The organism is Nioella aestuarii (assembly GCF_050896395.1).
GTDB lineage: Bacteria > Pseudomonadota > Alphaproteobacteria > Rhodobacterales > Rhodobacteraceae > Nioella > Nioella aestuarii.
In genome coordinates this window covers 23,476-45,253 of record NZ_JBPBBA010000021.1, presented here as the reverse complement: position 1 = coordinate 45,253, position 21,778 = coordinate 23,476, and the positions used below count along the sequence as shown (strand labels likewise).

The 21,778-nt window shown below is 62.1% G+C and carries 24 protein-coding genes; 10 read left to right on the top strand and 14 right to left on the bottom strand.

Annotation, left to right across the window (positions count from 1 at the left end):
• The first annotated feature begins 93 nt into the window (after positions 1–93).
• The 5 genes from ACROHD_RS12775 to ACROHD_RS12755 all read left to right on the top strand — a co-directional run bounded on the left by ACROHD_RS12775 (position 94) and on the right by ACROHD_RS12755 (position 5,479).
• Positions 94–936 carry an arsenate reductase/protein-tyrosine-phosphatase family protein gene (locus ACROHD_RS12775; protein WP_432678315.1) on the top strand — a complete coding sequence of 281 codons (843 nt, stop codon included), beginning with the start codon at positions 94–96 and terminating at the stop codon, positions 934–936.
• Positions 933–1,931, top strand: a complete 999-nt coding sequence (locus ACROHD_RS12770; protein WP_432678313.1) for an ArsJ-associated glyceraldehyde-3-phosphate dehydrogenase — start codon at positions 933–935, stop codon at positions 1,929–1,931. Before ACROHD_RS12775 ends, ACROHD_RS12770 begins: the two co-directional genes overlap by 4 nt.
• A complete protein-coding gene (gene arsJ / locus ACROHD_RS12765) occupies positions 1,928–3,172 on the top strand; it encodes an organoarsenical effux MFS transporter ArsJ (RefSeq protein ID WP_432678311.1) in 1,245 nt (414 codons plus the stop codon). Before ACROHD_RS12770 ends, arsJ begins: the two co-directional genes overlap by 4 nt.
• A 348-nt stretch (positions 3,173–3,520) precedes the next feature.
• A complete protein-coding gene (locus ACROHD_RS12760; RefSeq protein WP_432678309.1) occupies positions 3,521–4,951 on the top strand; it encodes a Do family serine endopeptidase in 1,431 nt (476 codons plus the stop codon).
• Between the two features lie 138 nt (positions 4,952–5,089).
• On the top strand, positions 5,090–5,479 hold the full coding sequence (locus tag ACROHD_RS12755) for a nuclear transport factor 2 family protein (protein WP_432678307.1): 390 nt from the start codon (positions 5,090–5,092) through the stop codon (positions 5,477–5,479).
• A 38-nt stretch (positions 5,480–5,517) separates the two neighbouring features.
• Here ACROHD_RS12755 and ACROHD_RS12750 read toward each other — a convergent pair whose 3' ends face one another.
• Complete coding sequence (locus ACROHD_RS12750; RefSeq protein ID WP_432678306.1) at positions 5,518–6,099, bottom strand: TetR/AcrR family transcriptional regulator; 582 nt, start codon at positions 6,097–6,099, stop codon at positions 5,518–5,520.
• 87 nt (positions 6,100–6,186) lie between these two features.
• On the opposite strand from ACROHD_RS12750, the gene ACROHD_RS12745 reads away from it, so the two are divergent.
• Positions 6,187–6,663 (top strand): MAPEG family protein, encoded by a 477-nt coding sequence (locus ACROHD_RS12745; protein ID WP_432678304.1) that lies wholly within the window; start codon positions 6,187–6,189, stop codon positions 6,661–6,663.
• A gap of 4 nt (positions 6,664–6,667) precedes the next feature.
• Here ACROHD_RS12745 and ACROHD_RS12740 read toward each other — a convergent pair whose 3' ends face one another.
• The 5 genes from ACROHD_RS12740 to ACROHD_RS12720 form a co-directional block, all read right to left on the bottom strand.
• Positions 6,668–7,429, bottom strand: coding sequence for an enoyl-CoA hydratase/isomerase family protein (locus tag ACROHD_RS12740; protein WP_432678301.1), 762 nt, complete (start codon positions 7,427–7,429; stop codon positions 6,668–6,670).
• A 1-nt stretch (position 7,430) separates the two neighbouring features.
• Entirely contained in the window at positions 7,431–8,726 is a 1,296-nt protein-coding gene (locus ACROHD_RS12735; RefSeq protein ID WP_432678299.1) for a phenylacetate--CoA ligase family protein, read from the bottom strand.
• Positions 8,723–9,388 carry a TetR/AcrR family transcriptional regulator gene (locus ACROHD_RS12730; protein ID WP_432678297.1) on the bottom strand — a complete coding sequence of 222 codons (666 nt, stop codon included), beginning with the start codon at positions 9,386–9,388 and terminating at the stop codon, positions 8,723–8,725. Before ACROHD_RS12730 ends, ACROHD_RS12735 begins: the two co-directional genes overlap by 4 nt.
• A 60-nt stretch (positions 9,389–9,448) precedes the next feature.
• Positions 9,449–9,997: a peptidoglycan-binding domain-containing protein gene (locus ACROHD_RS12725; protein WP_432678296.1), complete on the bottom strand. Its 549-nt coding sequence runs from the start codon at positions 9,995–9,997 to the stop codon at positions 9,449–9,451.
• A 77-nt stretch (positions 9,998–10,074) separates the two neighbouring features.
• Positions 10,075–10,443: an OB-fold nucleic acid binding domain-containing protein gene (locus ACROHD_RS12720; RefSeq protein ID WP_432678294.1), complete on the bottom strand. Its 369-nt coding sequence runs from the start codon at positions 10,441–10,443 to the stop codon at positions 10,075–10,077.
• A 135-nt stretch (positions 10,444–10,578) separates the two neighbouring features.
• Here ACROHD_RS12720 and ACROHD_RS12715 point away from each other — a divergent pair, with 135 nt between their 5' ends.
• The 3 genes from ACROHD_RS12715 to ACROHD_RS12705 all read left to right on the top strand — a co-directional run bounded on the left by ACROHD_RS12715 (position 10,579) and on the right by ACROHD_RS12705 (position 12,588).
• Positions 10,579–10,899, top strand: a complete 321-nt coding sequence (locus ACROHD_RS12715; RefSeq protein ID WP_432678293.1) for a 2Fe-2S iron-sulfur cluster-binding protein — start codon at positions 10,579–10,581, stop codon at positions 10,897–10,899.
• Positions 10,899–11,693, top strand: a complete 795-nt coding sequence (locus ACROHD_RS12710; RefSeq protein ID WP_432678291.1) for an FG-GAP repeat domain-containing protein — start codon at positions 10,899–10,901, stop codon at positions 11,691–11,693. The genes ACROHD_RS12715 and ACROHD_RS12710 overlap by 1 nt, the downstream gene beginning before the upstream one ends.
• A gap of 142 nt (positions 11,694–11,835) precedes the next feature.
• A complete protein-coding gene (locus ACROHD_RS12705; RefSeq protein WP_432678290.1) occupies positions 11,836–12,588 on the top strand; it encodes a sulfite exporter TauE/SafE family protein in 753 nt (250 codons plus the stop codon).
• Between the two features lie 77 nt (positions 12,589–12,665).
• Here the strand turns inward: ACROHD_RS12705 and ACROHD_RS12700 are convergent, their stop codons facing one another.
• From ACROHD_RS12700 to iolC, 8 genes are all read right to left on the bottom strand, one after another.
• A complete protein-coding gene (locus ACROHD_RS12700) occupies positions 12,666–14,150 on the bottom strand; it encodes an inorganic phosphate transporter (RefSeq protein ID WP_432678289.1) in 1,485 nt (494 codons plus the stop codon).
• An 89-nt stretch (positions 14,151–14,239) separates the two neighbouring features.
• The gene (locus ACROHD_RS12695; protein WP_432678288.1) at positions 14,240–14,698 is read right to left on the bottom strand and encodes an NUDIX hydrolase; all 459 of its coding nucleotides are present in this window, start codon (positions 14,696–14,698) and stop codon (positions 14,240–14,242) included.
• Positions 14,699–14,776: 78 nt separating this feature from the next.
• Positions 14,777–16,330, bottom strand: a complete 1,554-nt coding sequence (locus ACROHD_RS12690) for an SDR family oxidoreductase (RefSeq protein ID WP_432678287.1) — start codon at positions 16,328–16,330, stop codon at positions 14,777–14,779.
• 151 nt (positions 16,331–16,481) lie between these two features.
• Positions 16,482–16,985 carry an anthrone oxygenase family protein gene (locus ACROHD_RS12685; protein ID WP_432678285.1) on the bottom strand — a complete coding sequence of 168 codons (504 nt, stop codon included), beginning with the start codon at positions 16,983–16,985 and terminating at the stop codon, positions 16,482–16,484.
• Positions 16,986–16,987: 2 nt separating this feature from the next.
• Positions 16,988–17,827 (bottom strand): NmrA family NAD(P)-binding protein, encoded by an 840-nt coding sequence (locus tag ACROHD_RS12680; RefSeq protein WP_432678284.1) that lies wholly within the window; start codon positions 17,825–17,827, stop codon positions 16,988–16,990.
• 100 nt (positions 17,828–17,927) lie between these two features.
• Complete coding sequence (locus ACROHD_RS12675) at positions 17,928–18,755, bottom strand: class II fructose-bisphosphate aldolase (RefSeq protein WP_432678283.1); 828 nt, start codon at positions 18,753–18,755, stop codon at positions 17,928–17,930.
• Positions 18,752–19,591: a 5-deoxy-glucuronate isomerase gene (locus ACROHD_RS12670; RefSeq protein ID WP_432678282.1), complete on the bottom strand. Its 840-nt coding sequence runs from the start codon at positions 19,589–19,591 to the stop codon at positions 18,752–18,754. Before ACROHD_RS12670 ends, ACROHD_RS12675 begins: the two co-directional genes overlap by 4 nt.
• A 12-nt stretch (positions 19,592–19,603) precedes the next feature.
• A complete protein-coding gene (iolC, locus tag ACROHD_RS12665) occupies positions 19,604–20,572 on the bottom strand; it encodes a 5-dehydro-2-deoxygluconokinase (protein ID WP_432678280.1) in 969 nt (322 codons plus the stop codon).
• Between the two features lie 98 nt (positions 20,573–20,670).
• Here iolC and ACROHD_RS12660 point away from each other — a divergent pair, with 98 nt between their 5' ends.
• Positions 20,671–21,771, top strand: coding sequence for a Gfo/Idh/MocA family protein (locus ACROHD_RS12660; RefSeq protein ID WP_432678279.1), 1,101 nt, complete (start codon positions 20,671–20,673; stop codon positions 21,769–21,771).
• Positions 21,772–21,778 lie beyond the last annotated feature (7 nt).

Here is a 21,778-nt window from a genome sequence, read left to right as displayed (position 1 = left end):
CGAGCCGCTCCCGATTGTGAAACTTCTGTAAAACAGGTCTGTTAGGAGCCGGTGGGGGTTGCCTGCATCCAATATTTCTGTATTTCGTGAAATATGGAAATTGAATGCCTCACCCAACTTTCAACCCTCTCGCATGAAGGGCGCAACGCCATCTTCCGGTTGTTGATGCGCCGCTATCCCGACGCCGTTCCAGCGGGCGAGATCGCCTCTGCGCTGGGCCAGAAGGCGTCCACCGCGTCGGCCAATCTGGCCGCATTGCGTGAGGCCGGGTTGATTGCGCAGGCGCGTCAGGGCACTTCGCTGCTTTACCGCGCAAATGTGACAGCCGCGCAAGGGTTGGTTGATTTCTTGTTCAACGATTGCTGCCGGGGGCGGCCCGATATCTGCCCACCGGCGCTGACCCTTACCAGTGAAGGAACCGGGGCCATGCCCGACAAGACCTATAGCGTTCTGTTCATCTGCACCGGCAATTCCGCCCGGTCGATCATCGCCGAAACCCTGCTGCGCGACCTAGGCGAGGGCCGGTTTGCCGTGCAGTCCGCCGGCACGAAACCCTATTCGGAACTAAACCCGATCGCAGTCCGGATGCTGCGCCAGAAGGGTCATGACGTGTCCGCCCTGCGGGCCAAGAATGTGGCGGAGTTTCAGGGGCCCGACGCGCCCTCGTTCGATTTCGTCTTCACCGTCTGCGATCTTGCCGCAAACGAAGAGTGCCCGCCTTGGGAAGGTCAGCCGATCAGCGCCCATTGGGGTCTGCCTGACCCTGTGAAAGCCACTGGCACCGACGCTGAAAAGACACTTGCCTTTCAGCAAACCTATGGCGCTTTGCGGAACCGCATTGCCGCCTTCACCGCCCTGCCACTGCACAGCCTCGACCGCATATCGCTTCAGGCCGAGATCGACCGCATCGCCGCGACCAAGGAATCCGACATATGACCACCTATGCACTCAACGGCCTTGGCCGGATGGGCAAGCTTGCCCTGCGCCCGCTGCTGGAACGCGGCGCTGATATCGCCTGGATCAATGACGCCGTGGGCGATCCCGAAATGCACGCGCATCTGCTGGAGTTCGACACCGTGCATGGCCGCTGGCCAGCTGCCTTCAGCCACGACAAAAGCAGCATCACGATCGACGGCACCCGCCTGCCGGTTCATAACGAACGCAGCCTCGAAAACCTGCCCCTTGATGGCGTTGATGTGGTGATCGATTGCACAGGTGTATTCAAGACGGAGGCCAAGCTTGCCCCCTATTTCGCCGCTGGCGTGAAGAAAGCCGTCGTGTCGGCCCCGGTCAAGGATGGCCCCACGGCCAATATCGTCTATGGCGTCAACACCCACGATTACGACCCCGACGTACACAGTATCGTCACCGCTGCCAGTTGCACCACAAACTGTATCGCCCCGGTCGTGAAGGTCGTGCATGAGCAGTTTGGCATCAAGCACGGATCGATCACCACGATCCACGATGTGACCAACACGCAGACCATCGTCGACCGCCCGGCGAAAGACCTGCGCCGCGCCCGGTCGGCGCTGAATTCGCTGATCCCCACCACCACGGGCAGCGCCACCGCGATCACGCTCATTTACCCGGAGCTCACCGGCAAGCTGAACGGCCACGCTGTGCGGGTGCCGCTGCTGAATGCCTCGCTGACCGACATGGTGTTCGAGCTGGAGCGCGCCGTGACGGTGGAGGAGGTCAACGCCGCCTTCGAGGCCGCCGCCAATGGCGAGCTGGCGGGCATTCTCGGCTATGAAACCCGCCCTCTCGTCAGCACCGACTACACCAACGACCCCCGTTCCTCGATCGTTGATGCGCCATCCACCATGGTGGTGAACGGCACGCAGCTGAAAATCTATGCCTGGTATGACAATGAATGGGGCTACGCGCATCGCCTGGCAGATGTGGCACTGATGGTGGGGGCCTCGCTGTGACGCAACCCAGTGGCCTCGCCGCTTATGTCGCGGTGACGGCGGCCTATTGGGCCTTCATGCTGACCGACGGGGCGCTGCGGATGCTGGTGTTGCTGCATTTCCACGGGCTCGGCTTTTCACCGGTGCAGCTGGCTTATCTCTTCGTGCTCTATGAAATCGCGGGCGTGGTGACGAATCTCAGCGCCGGCTGGATCGCTGCGCGGTTTGGCCTGACCTCGACGCTATATGCGGGCCTGACCTTGCAGGTCGCAGCGCTTCTGGCGTTGACACAGCTTGACCCCGCCTGGTCCGTGGCGGCCTCTGTTGCCTTCGTGATGGCAGTACAGGGTGTCTCTGGCGTGGCCAAGGATCTGGCCAAGATGTCGTCCAAATCGGCGGTAAAACTGCTGGCCCCGAAAGAGGGCGCGGGGCTGTTCCGTTGGGTGGCGCTGTTGACGGGATCTAAGAATGCCGTCAAGGGGTTGGGCTTTTTCCTGGGGGCAGTGCTGTTGGGGGTGGTGGGCTTCACCGCGTCGGTAACGGGGATGGCGGCCCTTTTGGCCCTGATCCTTCTGGTCATCATATTTAAGATGCCCGCCGGGCTGCCAACGGGCCGCAAGGATGCCAAGTTTAAAGAGGTCTTTTCAAAAAATCCCGACGTAAACTGGCTGAGCTTTGCGCGTCTCTTTCTGTTTGGCGCACGCGACGTGTGGTTCGTTGTTGGCATCCCGATCTACTTCTACGCGGTCCTGTCGGATGGCAGCGAGTCCGGCAACCGCACGGCCTTTTTCCTGATCGGCAGCTTCATGGCGGTCTGGATCATCCTTTATGGCGGGGTTCAGGCCTGGGCGCCCAAGCTTCTGAAGGCTGCGCATCGCCCCGCCGATCAGATCATCCGTGACGCCCGGACCTGGGCCCTGGCGCTGGTCGCCGTTCCCGTGATCCTTGCGGCTCTTACGGCGCTCTCTGGGGCTCCGGCCCCGTGGCTGACGGTCATCCTGATTACCGGCCTGCTGATCTTCGGCGCTATCTTTGCGGTGAATTCCGCGCTCCATTCCTATCTGATCCTCGCCTTCACTACTGACGACAGGGTCACTCTGGATGTGGGGTTCTACTATATGTCGAACGCTGCGGGCCGCTTGATCGGAACGGTGCTGTCCGGTGCCAGCTACCAGCTTGGCGGTCTTCCCCTTTGCCTGGCCACAGCTGCCGTGATGGTCCTTCTCAGCGTTTTGGGAACTGCCCGCCTGGGGCGCGCCTAGGTTCCGACCATTGAAGGCAATCGGGGCCTTGGCATCGCAGCGCCCGTCGCGCGGGCGTTTGATTGATCCCAAAAATCAGATTGGACGCCCAATGCATCGGCTTTTGCGGAATCTCAGGGTGCATAGATCGCCAAGACGCGCACTATTTGCGCGTGATCACGCCTATTTGACTGAAATCGCAACGGCATTGGTTGATTGACTCCCGCTTCAGGCAAATATCTTCTGTCATCAGAGGGCAGGGACAGCCTAAACTGGTTTGACCGGAGGATATCGAGAGTGACCATGCAAACCACAGACCGCCGGGCCGTCGCGCTGGCAATGCCGCGCAGCCGAACATCGGCCCTTCCCATGACGACCCTTCTATTGATCATTTCCATGGCGCTTGCCGCCATAGCATCTACCGCGATGCCGGGCCGTGCCCAGGTTGCGGGACCGTCCAGCTTTGCCGATCTGGTGGACGAAGTTGGTGACGCGGTTGTCAACATCACCACCACCAGCCTCGTCGCCTCGGGCACCGGCCCTGGCCCGCAAGTGCCGCCCGGCTCACCGCTGGAGGATTTCTTTAATGACTTCCTCGACCGTCAGCAGCCGGGTGGCCCCAATGGCCCGGCCCCGCGCCGGCCCAATGCACTTGGATCGGGCTTCGTGATCTCCGAGGATGGCTTCATCGTCACGAATAACCACGTGATTGAGGGCGCGGATGAAATCATGGTGGAATTCCGTGATGGTAGCGAACTGCCAGCGACCGTCATCGGCACCGACCCCAACACCGATATCGCGGTGCTGAAGGTGGAACCTGAAAGTGCGCTGGCCTTTGTTCCGTTCGGTGACAGCGACGTCATGCGTGTTGGCGACTGGGTTATGGCCGTGGGCAACCCGCTCGGCCAGGGCTTCTCGGTTTCTGTGGGCATCGTTTCGGCCCGCGAACGGGCGCTCTCTGGCACCTATGATGACTTCATCCAGACCGATGCCGCGATCAACCGGGGCAACTCGGGCGGTCCGCTGTTCAACATGGCTGGCGAAGTTGTGGGCGTGAACACAGCAATCCTGAGCCCCAATGGCGGTTCGATTGGCATCGGCTTCTCGATGGCTTCCAATGTCGTCGCCGGGGTCGTGAATCAGTTGCAGGAATTCGGCGAAACCCGCCGCGGCTGGCTTGGTGTCCGGATTCAGGATGTAACCGCTGAAATCGCAGAGGGTCTTGGCCTTGATGTTGTAACCGGCGCCCTGGTCACGGATGTTCCAGAAGGCCCCGCGCGCGTGGCTGGCATGGAAGTGGGCGACGTGATCACCACATTCGACGGAATCGAGGTTGATGACACCCGCGAACTGGTCCGAGTGGTCGGCGCTTCTGGTGTGGGCGAAACGGTGCGCGTGGTGGTCTACCGCGATGGCGCGACGCAGACCCTGCTTGTAACGCTTGGCCGCCGCGAAACCGCCGAGGGCGAAGCCTTCCCCGATGAGGTCCCGGGTGCCGAGGTTATGCCGTCCTCCGAAATCCTCGGGCTGACACTGGCCCCCCTGACCGATGAGGCTCGCGAGGCCAATGGCGTTCAGGACGGTCTGTTGGTGGAAGCGGTGGACCCCGACTCAGAGGCCGCCGAGCGCGGGCTGGAGGCCGGTGACGTGATCACCGAAGTGGGGCAGCAGCCCGTGTCGGACGTGGAAAGCTTCCAGGCGCGTGTGGATGCGGCCGAAGAAGCGGGGCAGAACTCGATCCTGCTTCTGATCCGCCGCGACGGCACCCCGCGTTTCGTGGCGCTGCCGATCGACAAATAAGCGAAAGCCCCTGTGTCATGCCAGGGCAAGCCCCGCCGGAGCACATCCGGCGGGGTTTTTCTTTTGCAGGCAGTGTTGGACAGGTACGCTTAAGCATGCAACCATCAGGCGAATGCTTGGAAAACGGAAGGCGCTATGATGATTGATCCAAAAGCCGTGGCCGAGATGGCAAACCGTTACACAGCCGCCTGGAACTCGAAATCGGCCGAGGCCGTGGCGTCGTTCTACGCGGAAGATGGCGAAATCATCATCAATCGGAGAGATCCCTGGACCGGCCGTGCCCGCGTGCAGGATATGGCGGCGGGCTTTTACGCTGATGTGCCAGACCTGACGCTGACCTGTGATGACCTGCGGGTGTCCGGCACGCACGCGATCTTTGTCTGGAGCTTCACAGGCCACGACGCGGGAACCGGAAACCCGCTTCACATCCGTGGCTGGGAGGAATGGGAGCTGACCGAGGATCTGAAAGTCGCGGCCTCTCGTGGCTGGTTCGACGCTGATGACTATGCGCGGCAAGCGGGTGGGTAGGATCTGCGGGCGCCACTGATCTTTCAGTGGGGCTGTCGTTACGGGGTCAATCGGGCCACCAATGCCTCGATCATCGCCTGATTCCCGTGCTTCAGCGGATCGTCCAGCCCCTCGGCCAACCCCGCCATCAGCGACAGGCCAAGAACGGCAGAGTGCAGGGCAAGAGCCTGTTGGCGGGCGGCAACGGGGTCGGGGCCAAGTTGTGCCGCCAGCGCTGCATAGAGCCGATCCGTGATCTTGTGCACCCTATCGAGAACCTGAGAGTCCCGCGGGTCGCCCGCGCCGCGTGTCAGGGTTTGCGGCAGCACGTACATTGCGCGAAACCGGGTCAGGTCGGACAGGTGAAACGCCGCTATGGCCCGCACGAACCGGGCAATGGCCTCTTCCGGATCGGGGGCATTCCGTACCGCGTTTTCGGTCAGCGCTGCCTCCTCCTCCAACCACGGCAGAAACAGCGCCGCCAGCAGGTCCGCCTTGGTCGGATACCAGTACAGCACCGCCTGTTTTGATCGCCCAAGCCGCGCTGCGATACTTCCGAAGGACACCGCGCCAAGACCGCCACCGGTCAGCAAGTCGCGGGCAATATCGAGGATCAAGTCTCTGGTCTTTGCGCCTGCCATTCCAAAGCCTATTGTTTACTTACCAATGGTAGGTAGACTGTGACCCCGAACGCCCCGCGTCAAGTCGGGACTGGAAGGGGAACGATCATGACAGACATTCTGGACCTTCTTACGTGGGATAACCCGGTCTTCACCGCCTACGTCGTTGCGGTGGCGGTGACGGTGCTCAAGGTGATGGGGCAGGGCTGGATGACGGTCTGGCGGTTCCAGACCACGGGCCGGGGGTTGGCGAGCCCCGAGGACGCTGCAAAGGGCCTGCTGAACCTCGCGCCTGACCCGTCGCAACTGGAGCACGACGATTATGTCGATCGGTCCCGCCGGATGCACCGCAACGATCTGGAAAACATTCCGGCATTCTGGGTGGCCGGATTGCCGTTCGTTCTGATCAACCCCGCGCCGGGTCTGGCGTGGGTGTTGCTCTACGGGTTTGTTGCCGCAAGGGCCGGGCATTTCTGGGCCTACGCGACCGCGAAATCCCATGAAATCCGGGCCACGTTCTATACCATCGGGTCACTCATCGTGATCTGGATGGCGGTGCAGGTGCTGTGGGTGGTGTTGACCTGACGGCTCAGAATTCCTTTAGCAATCGCGTGGTTTCAGGGTCGAGAAAGCCTGCCACCGTCGCCTCGGTTTCCAAGGCCAGCGCCCTGTGCAGGTCGGGCACGGCAGCAGCGTAGAGCACACGTTTCATCGCCCGCGTTGACAGAACCGGCAACGCCGCCAGTTTCCGTGCCATGGCCAGTGCCTCGTCTGCCAGCGCCTGGTCTGCCACCACGCGCCAGGCGACCCCCAGTTCGTGCAGTTCCGCCGCGCCGTAGCGTTCACCGAAGAACAGCATCTCACGCGCCTTGTTCAAGCCCACAAGGTTGGGCAATAGCGTTGTGACCGCACCCGTTACGAAAAGGTTCAGCGAAACCTCAGGGAAGAAACCCTTGGCGCTTTCCCCCCAGATCGGGAAATCGCAGTTGATCGCCCATTCGAACCCACCGCCCACGGCCCATCCGTTGATTGCTCCGACCACGGGTTTCGGCCCAAGGCAGATCGCCCGCGTGGCGGCCTGGATAAGATCCACCAGGGCGCGCGCCTCGGCCTCGCTTTCGGGGTGGGTATGGTCCTGCCGGTCGTCGCCCGCACAGAAGGCGCGCCCCTCGCCGGTGAAGATGATCGCCCGCGTTTCGGGGCAGGCGTTGGCATCGTCAAAGGCCCGCGTCACGTCGCGGATCAGGGATGGGTTCATGGCGTTCAGCCGGTCGGGGCGGTTGAGCGCAATGCGGCGGATTCCATCTTCTACAAGATCGCTTCGCACCGTGTCGTAGGTGAAACCGGTCACTTCAATACTCCCTCAGCACGCGTTTCGTTTTGCCCTCGGTCACTGGAAAAGTGCCATGCGGCACCAGCGTGACCTGCGCGGTGGCCCCAAGGTTGCGTTTCATGGCGGCTTCGACCTCGGCGCGCAGGGCATCGGTCGCATCGCGTCCTTTCGCCAGTTCCACCGTGATCGGCAGGGCGTCATAGGGGGGCGGAGCGTTCAGTACGATGCGGTAGTCGCCCGACAAAGCATCCATCCCGGTCAGCACCGCCGCAACCATGGTAGGAAAGAGGTTCAGCCCGCGCACCACCACCATGTCATCGCTGCGCCCCACCACCCGGAAGCGGAAGCCGTGCCGCCCGCATTTGCAGGGATCGGTCGCATCAATCGCAATGATATCGCCGGTGCGGAACCGAACCAGCGGCTGACAATCGCGCGCCAGATGGGTCAGCACCAGTTCGCCCTCCACGCCCGTCGCAATGGGCAGGGGCGCTTCTGTTTCCGGGTCAATCAGTTCCGGCCACAGCACATCAGCGGCCATGTAATGCAGGCGCGTGTCATGCTCACATTGCGCTGCGAAGTTGGAAAACACGTCGGACACGCCGTAATTGGCGTTCCTGGGTTCCATCCCCCATGTCTCTCGGATGCGGTCACGCAGGGCAGGGTCATCCAGCCCCGGTTCGCCCCCGAAAAGACCCAGTTTCAGGTCGAGGTCGCGGGGTTTCATCCCCATGCCTTCCAGCACCCGCTCAAGAACGGCTGGGTAGGAGGGCGTGCAGGAAATCGCGTTTATCCCGACCTCCTGAATGGTGCGGATCAAGAGCTCAGTTGACCCGACGCCAAATGGCACGACCAAGGCGCCCGTTGCCTCCAGCGTCATGTGATCGGTCACACCGCCCATCCACATCTGGTAATTCAGGCAATGCACAACAGTATGATCGGGCGTCAGCCCGGCAGAGGATTGGCAGCGACCGCCCACGGTGCCCGTGATCTCAGAATCGCGCGCCGACATGGCGAGGTTCATTGCCTGTCCTGTGGTGCCGGAGGTCCTGTGCAGACGGTTTGCCTGGCTGCGCGGAGCGGCAAGATAGTCGCCAAATGGTGGATGAGCGGCCTGTGACAGTCGAAGCCCCGCCTTGTCGGACAGGGGCAGGGCGGGAAGGTCGCGCAGGTCCTCGGGCACTGCCGCGCCGTTCCAGAGCGTCTTATAGAAGGCAGAGTTCGCCGTCACATGGGCGCGCTGTGCTATCCACGCCTGCTGCTGTGCGGGCAGCAAATCCTCTGCCGATTGGAATTCGGCCCCGTCGATCAGGCTCATCCGCGCATTCCTTGTTGCCAGATATGGGAAAGGGTTTCGACCACGGCCGCGCGGTCCTGGCTGATGCGGGCGAGCTCGGGGTCGGATCCGAAATGCAGCATGATCAGATATTGATCGACCATCCCGCCAAGCGCATGGGCGCGGCGCAGTAGCTCGTCGCGCAGGGTGTCACTGCGCCTGGCCCAAGCCGCGACGACGGTTTCAGTCCATTCGCGGTTAAGCCGCTCGAACGCGGCGCTGGCCTCGGGGAAGGCTTCCATCCGGGTCACAAGACAGCGCATCAGTCCCCGGTTGTCTTCAAAGAGCCGCACGTAAGCCGCCGTTGCCTGCCGCGCCCGATCTTCTGGTGTCTCCCCGGCCCGCGCGGTGGCCCGCATCTGCGTTTGCAGGAAGGCGACAAAGCCCGTCAGCGTCTCGGCCAGTGCGGCGCGGATGTCGGGAAAATAGGTGTAGAAGGTGCCGTGGGCACTGCCAGCCGCGCGGGCGATATCCGCGACTTTCAGATCGGCTGGCGCGGCGTCATTGAGCAGCGCGCAGATGGCAGCCTGAAGCCTTGCGCGGGTGCGCTCGGCCTTGGGCGCTGCGCGCGTGCCAAGGAGCAGCGCATCGCCAAAGCGGGCGCTATCGGGGGGCTGAGTTGGAGCAGGGGCGGTGAGGGTCATTTCTGAAATTGATATCAATGTCAAAAATGAGTCAAGTGATTCCAGCCAGTCAACTGACAGCTATTCCTCGGGTCGTTGCGCCGCGACGGGATCCCAGACCGCCAGTCCCAACAGCCGTGCACCGGCCAGGGACAGCACCCCCGAATCCAAACCTTGTGGTTCCTGAAATTCTCGGATCGCCCGCTCCGTGCGCCGGTCCATCACGCCGGTGACCGGCCCATGGTAATGCCCGCGTGCGGACAGGGCCCGTTGCAGGGTGGCGATGAAATCTGGGTCGCTTTGCGCCTCGCACGGGGTTTCGAACCAGATTTCCTGCCGTTCCTGCACGATGCGCTGGCGCGTATCGGTGCGGAAGATCGCTGGTGCACGCACGGTGCCATCGGTCGAAATCTCGGGCGGTTGCACGATCACCTGTTCAGTGACCGTTTCGATCACCGCTGGCGTCACATCCTGTGCATAGCAGGCATCGGGCCGGGCATCTTCCGGCCCTTCGCCGCGCGTCACGATGGTGCCGTCGCGTTCCAGCAGACGTGCGACATCGGCGCCTGGCATGGGTCCGCAGGCAGCAAGGCAAAGGACGCCCGCGATCATGGGATAGGTCGGTTTCATCAATATGCCTGTTCTGCCGGCCCTTTGCGGACCTTGTTCGCGGCAGGATACAGGGTTTTCGCGCCCAGGCAAAGCGCTCAGGCATCGCGCGTCTCTGGCCGGGCCAAAAGCGCATCCAGCATGGGCGAGATATCCTCCACCTCCTCAGCGATCACATTGACCACCCCATGCCCGTGCTGCACCCGCCCCGTGACCCGTAACAGCCGGCCAGAGATCACCGCACGGCGAAAGCGTTCATAGATCTTGCGCCAGACCACGACGTTGCAGGCGCCGGTCTCATCCTCAAGCGTCAGGAAGATCACCCCGTTCGCGGTGCCGGGCCGCTGGCGGATCAGAACCAGCCCCGCCACGGTGACACGCGCGCCCTGCGGCGGCCTGCTCAGCCAGGCATTGGGAAGGGCCACGGGCGGGCGCGGCCAGTCAGGGGGGCGGACATTGGGCTCCATGAGAACAAATATAGAACATTTGCACGTCACGGCAAGCTGACGGTTTCCCCCCGGAAAAGTGACGCATTCAGGCTGGCAAAGCTGGATTGGGACCGCTACGTAATGGCCCGACAAGTGTTCAAGGACAGGCAGACCATGGCAAAGATTACCTATATCGAGTTCGGCGGCACCGAACATGTCGTTGATGTTCCCAACGGGCTGACCGTGATGGAAGGCGCACGCGACAACAACATCCCCGGCATCGAGGCTGATTGCGGCGGCGCCTGCGCCTGTTCCACCTGCCACGTGCATGTGGATGCAAGCTGGAAAGACAAGCTGCCCGCCATGGACGCGATGGAAGAGGACATGCTGGAGTTCGCCTACGAGCCGGACGAGACCTCGCGTCTGACCTGCCAGCTGAAGGTAACGGACGAGCTTGACGGGCTGATCGTGCGGATGCCCGAAAAGCAGATCTGATGATCAAGGGGCTGGCATATGGGCTGGCCCTGGTGATCTGGGCCGGAGGGGCCAGCGGGGCAGGGGCCTGCACGGTCGACCCCGCCAACACCACGGCCTATCCCGGCAGCGTAACGGTGGATTCCGACACGAGGGGGGCCATTGCGCAAGCATGGTTTGACGCTCCGGTCACCCGCTACCGCCACTTCGTGCTGGGCCGCACTCATGAGCCCGAAACGCTCCATGTCAATGCCATCGGCAACCAGGGGCTCTGCGGGCACGCGCTGACGCTTGACGCCGATCATGTGTTCGAAGATGTGGCCCCAAGACTGGCCGACCTTGACGGTGACGGTACCAACGAGGTGATCGTCGCCCGCAGCCATCATCGCCTCGGCGCGCAGCTTGCCGTCTACCGCTGGACCGGAACCGATCTGACCCTCGCGGCAACAACCCCCTATATCGGCCGCAGCAACCGCTGGCTGGCCATAATCGGCGCGGCGGATCTTGATGACGACGGCGCGATGGAGATCGCCTATATCGACCGTCCTCACCTGGCCCGGACCCTGCGGATCTGGCGTTACGAGGATGGCGGATTGACCGAAATTGCAGCGGCCAATGGCCTGACCAATCACCGCATCGGAGAGGGGTATATTTCCTCCGGCATTCGCGATTGCGGGGAAGGCCCGGAATTCCTCACTGCGGATACCGGCTGGTCCCGGCTCATTTCAACGCGGCTTTCAGATGGGGCACTCATCGCCAGAGACCTTGGGCCTTGGTCCCAAGGCGCGCTCTCGCAGGCACTCGACTGTCTGTAACTCGTTTCGGCTTGATCCAGAAACCTCGGAAGTGCCGGAGACAGCCTGCGGGCTGCGAAACCCCGTCCCTGTCATGTCGCGTCCCCTTGCGGCGGGTGGCGATCCCCCCTAACCCGGTGCCAGCGCAGAAAGGACAGCCGCCATGGGCGAGGTCGTACAATTCTGGATCGTGGCAGGGCTCGCCGCCTACTTGATGGGGCTTTCAAAGGGCGGCGTTCCCATGATCGCCATCCTCTCGGTGCCGCTCATGTCGCTATTCATGGACCCGGCGCTGGCCGCGGGGCTGCTGCTGCCGATCTATATCACGACCGATGCCTATGCCGTTTACCTGTTTCGCAAGGCATTCTCGGCGCGCAACCTGAAAATCCTCATGCCCGCGGGCATCTGCGGGGTGGGGCTCGGGTTTTTGGCGGTCTCCTATGTGCCCGCCAATGCGATCAAGCTGATGGTCGCGGCAATTGCCCTGTCCTATCTGCTGCATTCCCTGCGGCGGCGGTTTTCTAGCATAGAGTTTCCGCCCAAGCCCGCGGATGTCCCGCGCGGTCTTATCTGGGGGGCGCTGTCGGGCTTGACCAGCTATATCAGCCATGCAGGCGGCCCACCCTATCAGGCCTACGTCCTGCCGCAGCGGCTTGATAAACTGACTTATCTTGGCACGACGACAATCTTCTTTTCAGCTGTCAACCTGATGAAAGTGCCGCCCTATATCGTGGCTGGACAGATCACCTGGGACAGTTTCGGGCAGGCGATCTGGTTGGTGCCATGCGCGCTTGCCGGGGCCTGGAGCGGGGCGAAGATTGCCCGTCTTCTGCCCGAGAAGGTCTTTTTCATGCTTGTCGAAATTGCACTGGCAGGGGTCTCGATCAAACTGGTGTGGGAGGTTCTCGCGGGCTAAGCCCGATGCGTCCCTTCCCTTTCGCCCCATTGCTCGTGCCCAGGCGGGCGCAGAACGCCCGCCCGGCCAATCCAGGCTTAGCCGACAACCGCCTGAATGCAGAAGAACAGCACCGCAGACATGATCGCCGCCGCGGGCACCGTGATGATCCAGGCTGCAATGATGGTCATGAAATGCGACCGGCGTACCAGCTTGCGGCGGCGGCGTTCCTCGGGGGCAATACGGTTTGCATCGGGCATATTCACACGGGCCAAACGCAGGCGGCGTTCCGCGTCCCATTCCCGGAAGAAACCGACGCCAAAGACGCCCCCCACGGCGATATGTGTTGAACTGACGGGCAGGCCAAGCCAGCTGGCCACGATCACCGTGATCGCCGCCGACAGTGCCACGCAATAGGCGCGCATCGGATTGAGCTTTGTGATCTGGCTGCCGACCATGCGGATGAGCTTGGGGCCGAACAGGAATAGGCCGAAAGAGATGCCGAAAGCCCCGATGATCATGACCCAGGTGGGGATGCTGACGGCATGTGTGAAGTCGCCGGACTGGGACGCCTGAACAATCGCCGCCAGCGGCCCCACGGCATTGGCAACGTCGTTGGCGCCATGGGCAAAGCTTAGCAAAGCGGCGGAGATCACCAGCGGAATTCCGAATAGCACTTTGAGCGACTTGTTGCGGTTTTCCAGCCCATCGGACTGCTTGCGAATGACGGGGATCATCGCCAGCCAGGTCACGATGGCCACGCCGAACCCGATGGACAGCGCCAGCCCAAGCGAAACCCGCATCAGGTGCTTTAGCACCTTGAGCGCCAAATAGGCCGCGAAGGCGCCGGCCATGATACCGACCAAAACCGGCACCCATTTGCGGGCAGCGGCGATCTTGTCGGGAGTGTAGATAATGTTGGCCTTGATGAACCAAAGGAACAGCGCCGCGATGGCCCCGCCAAGCACCGGCGAGATCACCCAGCTTGCTGCGATCGCGCTCATCGTGGGCCAGTTCACGGCGGTGAACCCGGCGGCGGCGATGCCCGCCCCCATAACGCCACCCACGACGGAATGGGTGGTGGAAACCGGTGCGCCGACCCAGGTCGCAAGGTTAACCCAGAGAGCAGACGACAGCAGGGCCGCCAGCATGGCCCAGATAAAGATCTCGGCTGTGACCATGGATTCAGGCTCGATAATGCCCTTCGCGATGGTGGACACCACGTCCCCCCCGGCAATCAGCGCACCGGCACTTTCAAAGATGGCGGCGATGGCAATCGCGCCGCCCATGGTCAGCGCATTGGCCCCTACGGCTGGGCCCATGTTGTTGGCCACATCATTGGCGCCGATATTGATCGCCATATAGGCGCCGAAGCCAGCGGCTACGACGACGATCATGCCGTTGGAATCCTGTCCGAAGAAGATGGCGGCCAACAGCCCTGCAAGAACGATGAAAATCAGCGCCACGCCCGGCCCAACCATCGGGCGAGCCACATAGCTGGTGGCGGATTCCAGATAGGACAGCCGGTGAAGGTCCCGATCCAGTGTTTCAAGATGGCGGCCGTCGCCGGAATCGTCGCTCATGCCCAGTGCTCCCCTCGCTCTGCGGCTTGGGCCTAGGCAAGAGCGTGTCGCAAATCAACCGCTCTTGTTACAAATTCTTCATAAAAGCGTTACAAATCCCGCAGGATCGACTGGAGTTCAGGTTCTCGCACCATATTCGCCGCTTCCGAGGGGTCGACCCACGTCCGCTTGCGCTGATGCGCCTCGGGGAACTTTTCGCGTATCGCTTCAACCTCGACCGGATAGACCAATGTCTCGATCTCGATGCTCCAGCCTTCGTCCAGCGCCTTGTCATAGGTATAGGTGCCGATCGCCCGGCTCTCGACCGAGCCCTTGCGCACCCCGGCTTCTTCCCATGCTTCCTGAAGAGCGGCCTGACCGGCATCCAGCCCGTTGATGGGCCAGCCCTTCGGCAAAATCCAGCGCCCGGTGCCGCGGCTGGTGACGAGCAGAACCTTTTTGCCGGTCTCATCCGTCCGATAGCACAGCGCCGCCACTTGCAGCCGCTTGGGGCGCTGCAACATGGGGTGGAGAACCTCGCTCCAGGCTTTCTTCAGAAAATCGACCATAACTGTTAAACGACTGCTCGGGTTTTGTTTTTTAGGTTGGGAAACCTTTACATAAGGTAAAGCTTTGGGGATTGCAAATCACGGGCCCGTTGGGCTGTTGCGCAAAAGACTCACGCCGACCAGCACAAACCAAAGGATCGCGCCCAGACCAAAGATTGCGCCGGTTGCCTCGCCAGAGGCAGGCACAACGGTCAACAGGCCCGCCGCACCGACCATCACCGCAAATAGGGCCGTCATCCGGGGCAAGGACGCGCCAGAGAGGGCCCCCAAACCCACGCATAGCATCCAGATCCCGCCCGCGATTTCGTTTCCGCCGCCAAGCCCCAGCTCAACCGCGTGGAGCATGGCCCATGTCTGAGCGGCAGCGGCAGGGTCGATCACGGCCAACCGCGAGACCTCTTCCACCGAGACATTAGCAATCATGCCCGCACCAAGCACCAGTGCCGCCCAGATCAGCCCGAATCCGCGTGTCGCTTCTGCCCAGGCCGGCGTCACACTCGACAAACGGGCATGGATCGCCAGCACCAACAGCACCAGCGCCAGCGCATTGACGATGTAGATCGTGCTGTTCCACGCGATCATCAGGCCGGGATTGTCAGCAGTGAACGCCACCACGGCGACCGGGTCGATGGTGTCTGTGCCATATCCAAGCGGGGCCAGCAGCGTCAGCAGCAGGGCAAAGCCCACCATGTATGTTATGGCGCAGGCAAGGGCTGCCAGCCCACCTATCTTGATCAGGGTCATCTTTGTCTCCGGTTCCGTCACGCTGGAAGAGTCTGAAAAATGGTCGGCAAGCCGGTGCGAGCCGTGCAGCTCACCCACCATGTCCCCGCCCATTGCGGTCAGGAAGAACAGCGCAGGGCCGTTGATACGCGCGGGGGTCACCCATGGTAACAGCGTCATGGCCATTCGGCGCAAGGCGTCGGGCAGACGGGTGATGCGGGGTGGTTTGCCAAGAGTCTCAAATGCCAATGCAGCAAGTTCGGAATGCGACAGCGCTTCGGGCCCACCCACGTCCAGCCAATCGCGGCCCGCGACGATGGCCTCGGCCGTTGCATGGGCCAGATCGGCACCGTGGATCGGGTTGATCCTGTATGCGCCGGAGCCGAACAGCCAGACCCGGCCGTTGCGCGCCATGTCTAGGAAATCGCCCATATCCGAGAAGTAGCCGGAAGGCGCGATGACGGTTGACGCGATGGGAGCTGCACGCAGCAATGTGACAAACTCGGTCTTTGCAGCAACCAGCGGCACATGGGCCATGCGGTCTGCATTCAGCACATGGACATAGGCAAAGCGGGACACCCCGGCATGAACGGCCTCGGCCAGCAAGTTGGCGTTCGCCTGATAATCCACATCGCGATAGGTCAGGCCGTCGCGTTGCCGGGTGATGCCAAGCGCAGAGATCACCAGATCGACACCGTCCATGGTGTCGTGCAGCGTATCGGGCCGTGTGGCCTCTGCATGGACCATCTCTGCGGGTAGGTCCGCATCGCGGCGCACAAGCGCTTTCACCCGCCAGCCCCGGCGCGCGTACTCCTCGACCAGATAGCGCCCCAGATAGCCGGTGGCCCCGGCGATCAGAACGGTTTTGGCGGGCAAGGTGGGGGCGGGGACGGCGGAGGGGCGGAGCATTAGTTCGGGCCTTGGTCAGTGGTCTTGATGCCGTCAACCTAGGGCCCGGACCCCGCCTGTGCCATGGCCATGGGTATCATCGGCTTGTCCGCAGGCACCAAAACGCCCCCGGCCGTGTGTAGCCGGAGGCGTCGGGGACAGCGGGCCGGGCTTAGACCGCCGGGTTTTGTGCCGTCCAGATCAGCCCCAGCATCATCAGGACCGACGCCAGCGCACAGGCGCCCGTGCGGACCGAATTCCAGAAGGTCCAGCGGGGCAGATAGGTGTCCTGCCAGAACCGCGCCGTTGCGGGTGCGTCCGTGTCCATCCCGGCGAGCGTTTCATTCAACGGCACGTTAAGGACCACTGTCACCAGGAACGCCCCGATCAGATAGACTGCTCCGGCCCCTGCGATCAGCAGCGATCCGCTTCCTTCGCCCCAGGCGAGGCCGTAAACGATCAGCAGGACCGATACCGGTGCCATGCCGAGAAAAAGCACCATGAAGACGATGCGAAAGACCTCTCGGTTGATGACCTGCATCGCCTCGACGCCGCCATGGCCTGAGACCTGCCCGAGCGAACGCATGATGAAATCGGAAAACGCGAGGAACACGCCGCCAAGCAGCCCATAGGCCAGAACCGAAGCCTGAGCGATGAAAAGAACCCAAAACGCCATGGTCAGATCCTCCCCGATGCGGTGTCGGCCCACGCGCCGGCCTCGGCTGCGCGGCGGCAAAACTCTGTGAAATCCGTAGGTGCACGGCCAAGTGCGCGTTGCACGCCATCACCCAGCCATTCATTGCGGCCATCGAGCGCCTCTTCACAGACATGGGTGAAGACATCGGCGATGAAGCCGCCGCCGATAGCGGTCATGGCGTCATGGAACTGCTGAAGCGTGATCGGCTGATAGCGAACCGGGCGGCCTGTAGCTTCCGACAGGGCTTTCGCTGCATCAGAAAAGTGCAACAGGCGCGGGCCGGTGATCTCATAGAGCTCACCTGAATGGCGGTCCTCTGTCAGCGCGGCGGCTGCGACCTCCGCAATATCGTCAACGTCCACGATCGGTTCGCGCACATCGCCCGCCGGAATGGCCAGCATTCCGCCCATCACCGGATCGCGCAGATAGCCTTCAGAGAAGTTCTGCGCGAACCAAGCACAGCGCACGAGGGTGAAATCAACGCCGGAGTCGCGCACGATGTCTTCGCAGTGCTTGGCATGGGTTTCGCCCCGGCCCGACAGCAACACAAGCCGACCGGTGCCCATCTCTTTGGCAAGCTCCGACAGCGCCTGGATCTTTTCGGCAGCGCCGGGGAAGGCGAGATCGGGAAAGTAGCTGACATAAGCCGCGCGCACGCCGGTCAGCGCGGGCCGCCATGTGGTCTCATCTTCCCAGTCGAAGGGAATGGGGGCGGTGCGGGCACCGGGGCGGACGGCATGGCCGCGCGCTTCCAGTAGCTGGACAATCCGTGCGCCGGTCTTGCCGGTGGCACCGATAACGAGAATGGGTTGCTCTTGCATTTGGTCAATCCTTTGCTTGGTAGTGATGCAAAGGAAATGCCTGATGATGGCGGCGCGGGTCTTGACCGCGCCTGCCAAGGCGTTGACCGATCCTGCCAGACTAGGGGCGCAGGCCCCGGATCACCGTCCGAGCGGCCTGAACAAGCGGATCATGCAGCGACGAAAGAATACCGATCCGGTCATACATATCCGGGTTCGCAGCCAAGGTTTGCCGGATGGTTGCACCGAAGATCTGGCGAAGCTCGGTGCCGATGTTGAACTTGCAGACACTGGACCCGGTGGCGAGACGGTGGCGCTGCTCATGCGGCACGCCCGATCCGCCATGGATCACCAACGGGGTTGCCGTCAGCGCCGCAATCGCCGCAATGCGTGCCTCGTCCAGCCCGTCCCCCGCCGTGGTTTGCAGATGCGTGTTGCCAACGGAAATGGCCATGGCATCGACCCCGGTTTCCCGTGCGAACCGTGCCGCTTCCTCGGGGTCGGTCCCGCGAGAGGCTTCGCCCGCCGCGTATCCCACGAAACCGATCTCACCCTCGCAGCTGACCCCCGCCGCATGGGCCATCTCCGCGAGGCGGGCGGTCTGCGCGATGTTGTCTTCCAGGGCCAGACGCGATCCGTCATACATGATCGAGCTAAAGCCCTCTTCGATGGCAATCCGGCAGTCTTCCTCATCTGTCCCGTGGTCCAGATGCGTGACAATGGGGACCGACGCATTCTCGGCCAATTCACGAAACATGGCGCCCCAGACGGGCAGGGGGGTATGTGCCCGCGCGCCGGGGCCTGCTTGCAGGATCAGCGGTGCGCCCTCGGCTTCGGCAGCGGTCACATAGGCGCGGGCATCTTCCCATCCAAGGCAGACAACCCCCGCAACTGCATAGCCCCCGGCCATTGCCGGTTGGAGCACTTCTGACAACGTGGCTCGGGTCATTTGAACTTTGCCACCATATCCATGATACCAGGGATCGTGTGCAGCTGTTCCGCATGTGTCGGCTGGAAATACTGCTTGAGGCTGCGCTGGCTGAGCCCGCCCAGAATGGTGAAGTAGTACATTTCATACCCCGGCAGCGCGCAGCAGGGGTGGTAGCCCTTGTCGATCAGAACAGTTGACCCATCCATGATGTGATAGGCGTCGCCTGGCTCGTTATCGACCCGTTGCAGCATTTGCAGGCCAGAGCCGTAATCCGGCTTGAAGCGGAAGTTGTAGCATTCGTCATGGCGGGTTTCGTCCGGCAACCGATCCGTATCGTGCTTGTGCGACGGGAAGCCCGACCAGCCTCCTGCGCCGACGGTGAACAGCTCGCTGACCAGCAACCGCCCGACCCGGTCGTGATGCCCCGCGCCGAGGATATGCTTGATCTTGCGGTGCGTTTTGGTGTCGTCCGACCCATACTGAACAAGATCCAGCTCATCCTTGCGCACTGCGAAAGGCTTCAGCGTCGCCGCGAATTTCGCACCTGCGATGAAGGTTTCGGTATCGGTTCGCGCGGTGATCCGGCATCCGGTATCGGTCGGCACATAGACGCCCTCGGGCTCGCCGTCCCAGACATCCGCCCCCCGGTTGCCGATATCCGCAAAGGTTTCCCCGCCGCATTCCACGGTAACGGTGCCAGTGGCCGGCACCACGCAGGTTTCATAGCCCTGTAGGCGATAATCGAATGACTCGCCTGCCTTCAGCTTGACGATGTTGAAATAGGTCAGCGGAACATGGGCATCGTTCACATCAACGATGGCCTTATTCTGGTTGTCATGAGGAGGGATGTGCATTGCGATATCCTTTTATGTCTCGGCATTGGCCATGAAGCGGGCCAGTTCGTCGGGTGTGGGCATGGCGGGGGCACAGGCAACGCGTGAAACCACAATCGCGGCAGCGGCTGATCCCGTCTGAACGGCGGATTTGACGTCACCGCCGTCGGCCAGGGTGGCCAGGAACCCGGCCATGAAACTGTCACCGGCGCCGGTAGGTTTCAGCGCCTTGGTCTTGTAGATTCCGGTTTGAACCTCGGCCTCCGGGGTAATGGTGATCGCGCCATGTTCACCCATTTTGTAGACGACGATCTGCGCACCTTCACTGATCAGCGACCGGGCTTTGTCGAGACCCTTCTCGATGCCACCTGCCATAAAGCCGAACTCAACGTCATTGCCGATGATGATGTCGCACAGAGCTGCGGCACGAGAATAGGTTTCCTCGGCATCCTTGGCCGAAGCCCAGGAATAGGGGCGATAATCCACATCGAAGATCAGCGGCAATCCTGCGGCGCGGGCAAGATCGAAAGCCCGGAAACAGGCGCTGCGCGAAGGCTCAGCCGCCAGAACGGTTCCGGTCGTGACGAGGGCGGAGAAGGCCGTGTAGTCCACGGCCTCAACATCAGCCATGGTCATCTCGAAATCCGCCGCGCCGTTGCGGTAAATCACCGATTGCGTATTCTCCAGCCGCGTTTCCACGAGCGCCAGAGAATTTCGTGCTTCGCCGCCTTCGCTGTGCACATGGGTGCGGTCGATGCCGTATGCATCCAGCTGATTGAGACAAAAACGCCCAATGGCATCATCCGCGACCCGCGTGACAAGAGCCGCGTGGCAGCCCAACCGGCACAGGCCAGCAGCGATATTTGCAGATGATCCGCCCAGGGCCGTGGTGAAGGCAGTGGCCTCTTCCGTGCGCGCGCCGGGCGGGTCAGCATAGAGATCCATCCCCGCCCGTCCGATCACGAGGAAGGTTTTTCCGGAGAGCCGAGAGAGATCCGCCATTTTCGTCGCCTTTGGGAATTCGCTGTTGCATGATGCCTGCTCTCAGGATAACAATTTTGCAACCGGTTGCAATATGCGAAAAAGAGGGGTCCGAAGCGATGAGCCAGATCGGGATCGGAATCGTTGGGGGTGGCTATATGGGCAAGGCCCATTCGGTCGCCTTTGCCTCGGTGGGGGCGGTGTTCGAAACCCGTCTGAAGCCGCGCCTTGCGGCGATAGCGGCGTCATCGATAGCCAGTGCGGAACGATATGCCAAGGCTTTCGGAATCGACCGCGCCGCGCAGGATTGGCATGATCTGGTCTCGGATCCTGCGGTTGATGCCGTGGTCATCGCCTCACCGCAAAGCACCCATCTGGAGATTGCGAAGGCCGCCCTGGCGCTTGGCAAGCCGGTGTTGTGCGAAAAGCCTATGGGGCTCGACGTGGCCGAGGCGCGGGCAATGGTGGCGGCAGCGCGGACGGCGGGTGTCGCAAACATGGTGGCCTATAACTATATCCGAACGCCCGCGTCGCAATATGTGCGTCAGCTATTGGCCGAGGGCGCACTTGGCCGGATCACGGGCTTCCGCTGTGTGCATGACGAGGATTTCCACATCGCTCAAAAGACGCCCGCCTGGCGCTGCGAGGGCGATGCCAATGGCTGTCTGGGTGACCTTGCCCCCCATGCGATCAACGCAGCGCTGGCGCTGATGGGGCCGATTGCGGAACTCAATGCGATCATCGAAACCGTCTACCCTGATCGCAACGGCATTCCGGTGACGAATGACGATCAGGTCCAGATGATGGTGCGCTTCGACAGTGGGGTGATGGGCCATATCAGCGCCTCTCGCGTCGCCACGGGTCGTAAGATGGGCTATGCCTACGAGATCACAGGAACCGATGGCGCGATCCGCTTTGATCAGGAAGATCAGAACGCGATCTGGTTGTATCGAAAGGACGATTCGGACGGCCAGAAAGGCTTTCGCAAGATCCTCACGGGGCCGGATCATCCTGACTACCTGCCGTTCTGTCAGGGGGCGGGGCATGGCACCGGATATCAGGACCAGATCATCATCGAAGCACATGATTTCCTGACCGCCATCGACACCGGCCAGGCGGTCTGGCCAACTTTCGAGGCTGGGCTGGAAGTTCATCAAGTTATAGCGGCGGCCCGGGCCTCTGATGCCTCGCGCAGCTGGCAGTCTCCATCGGCGTTCTGAGAGAGAA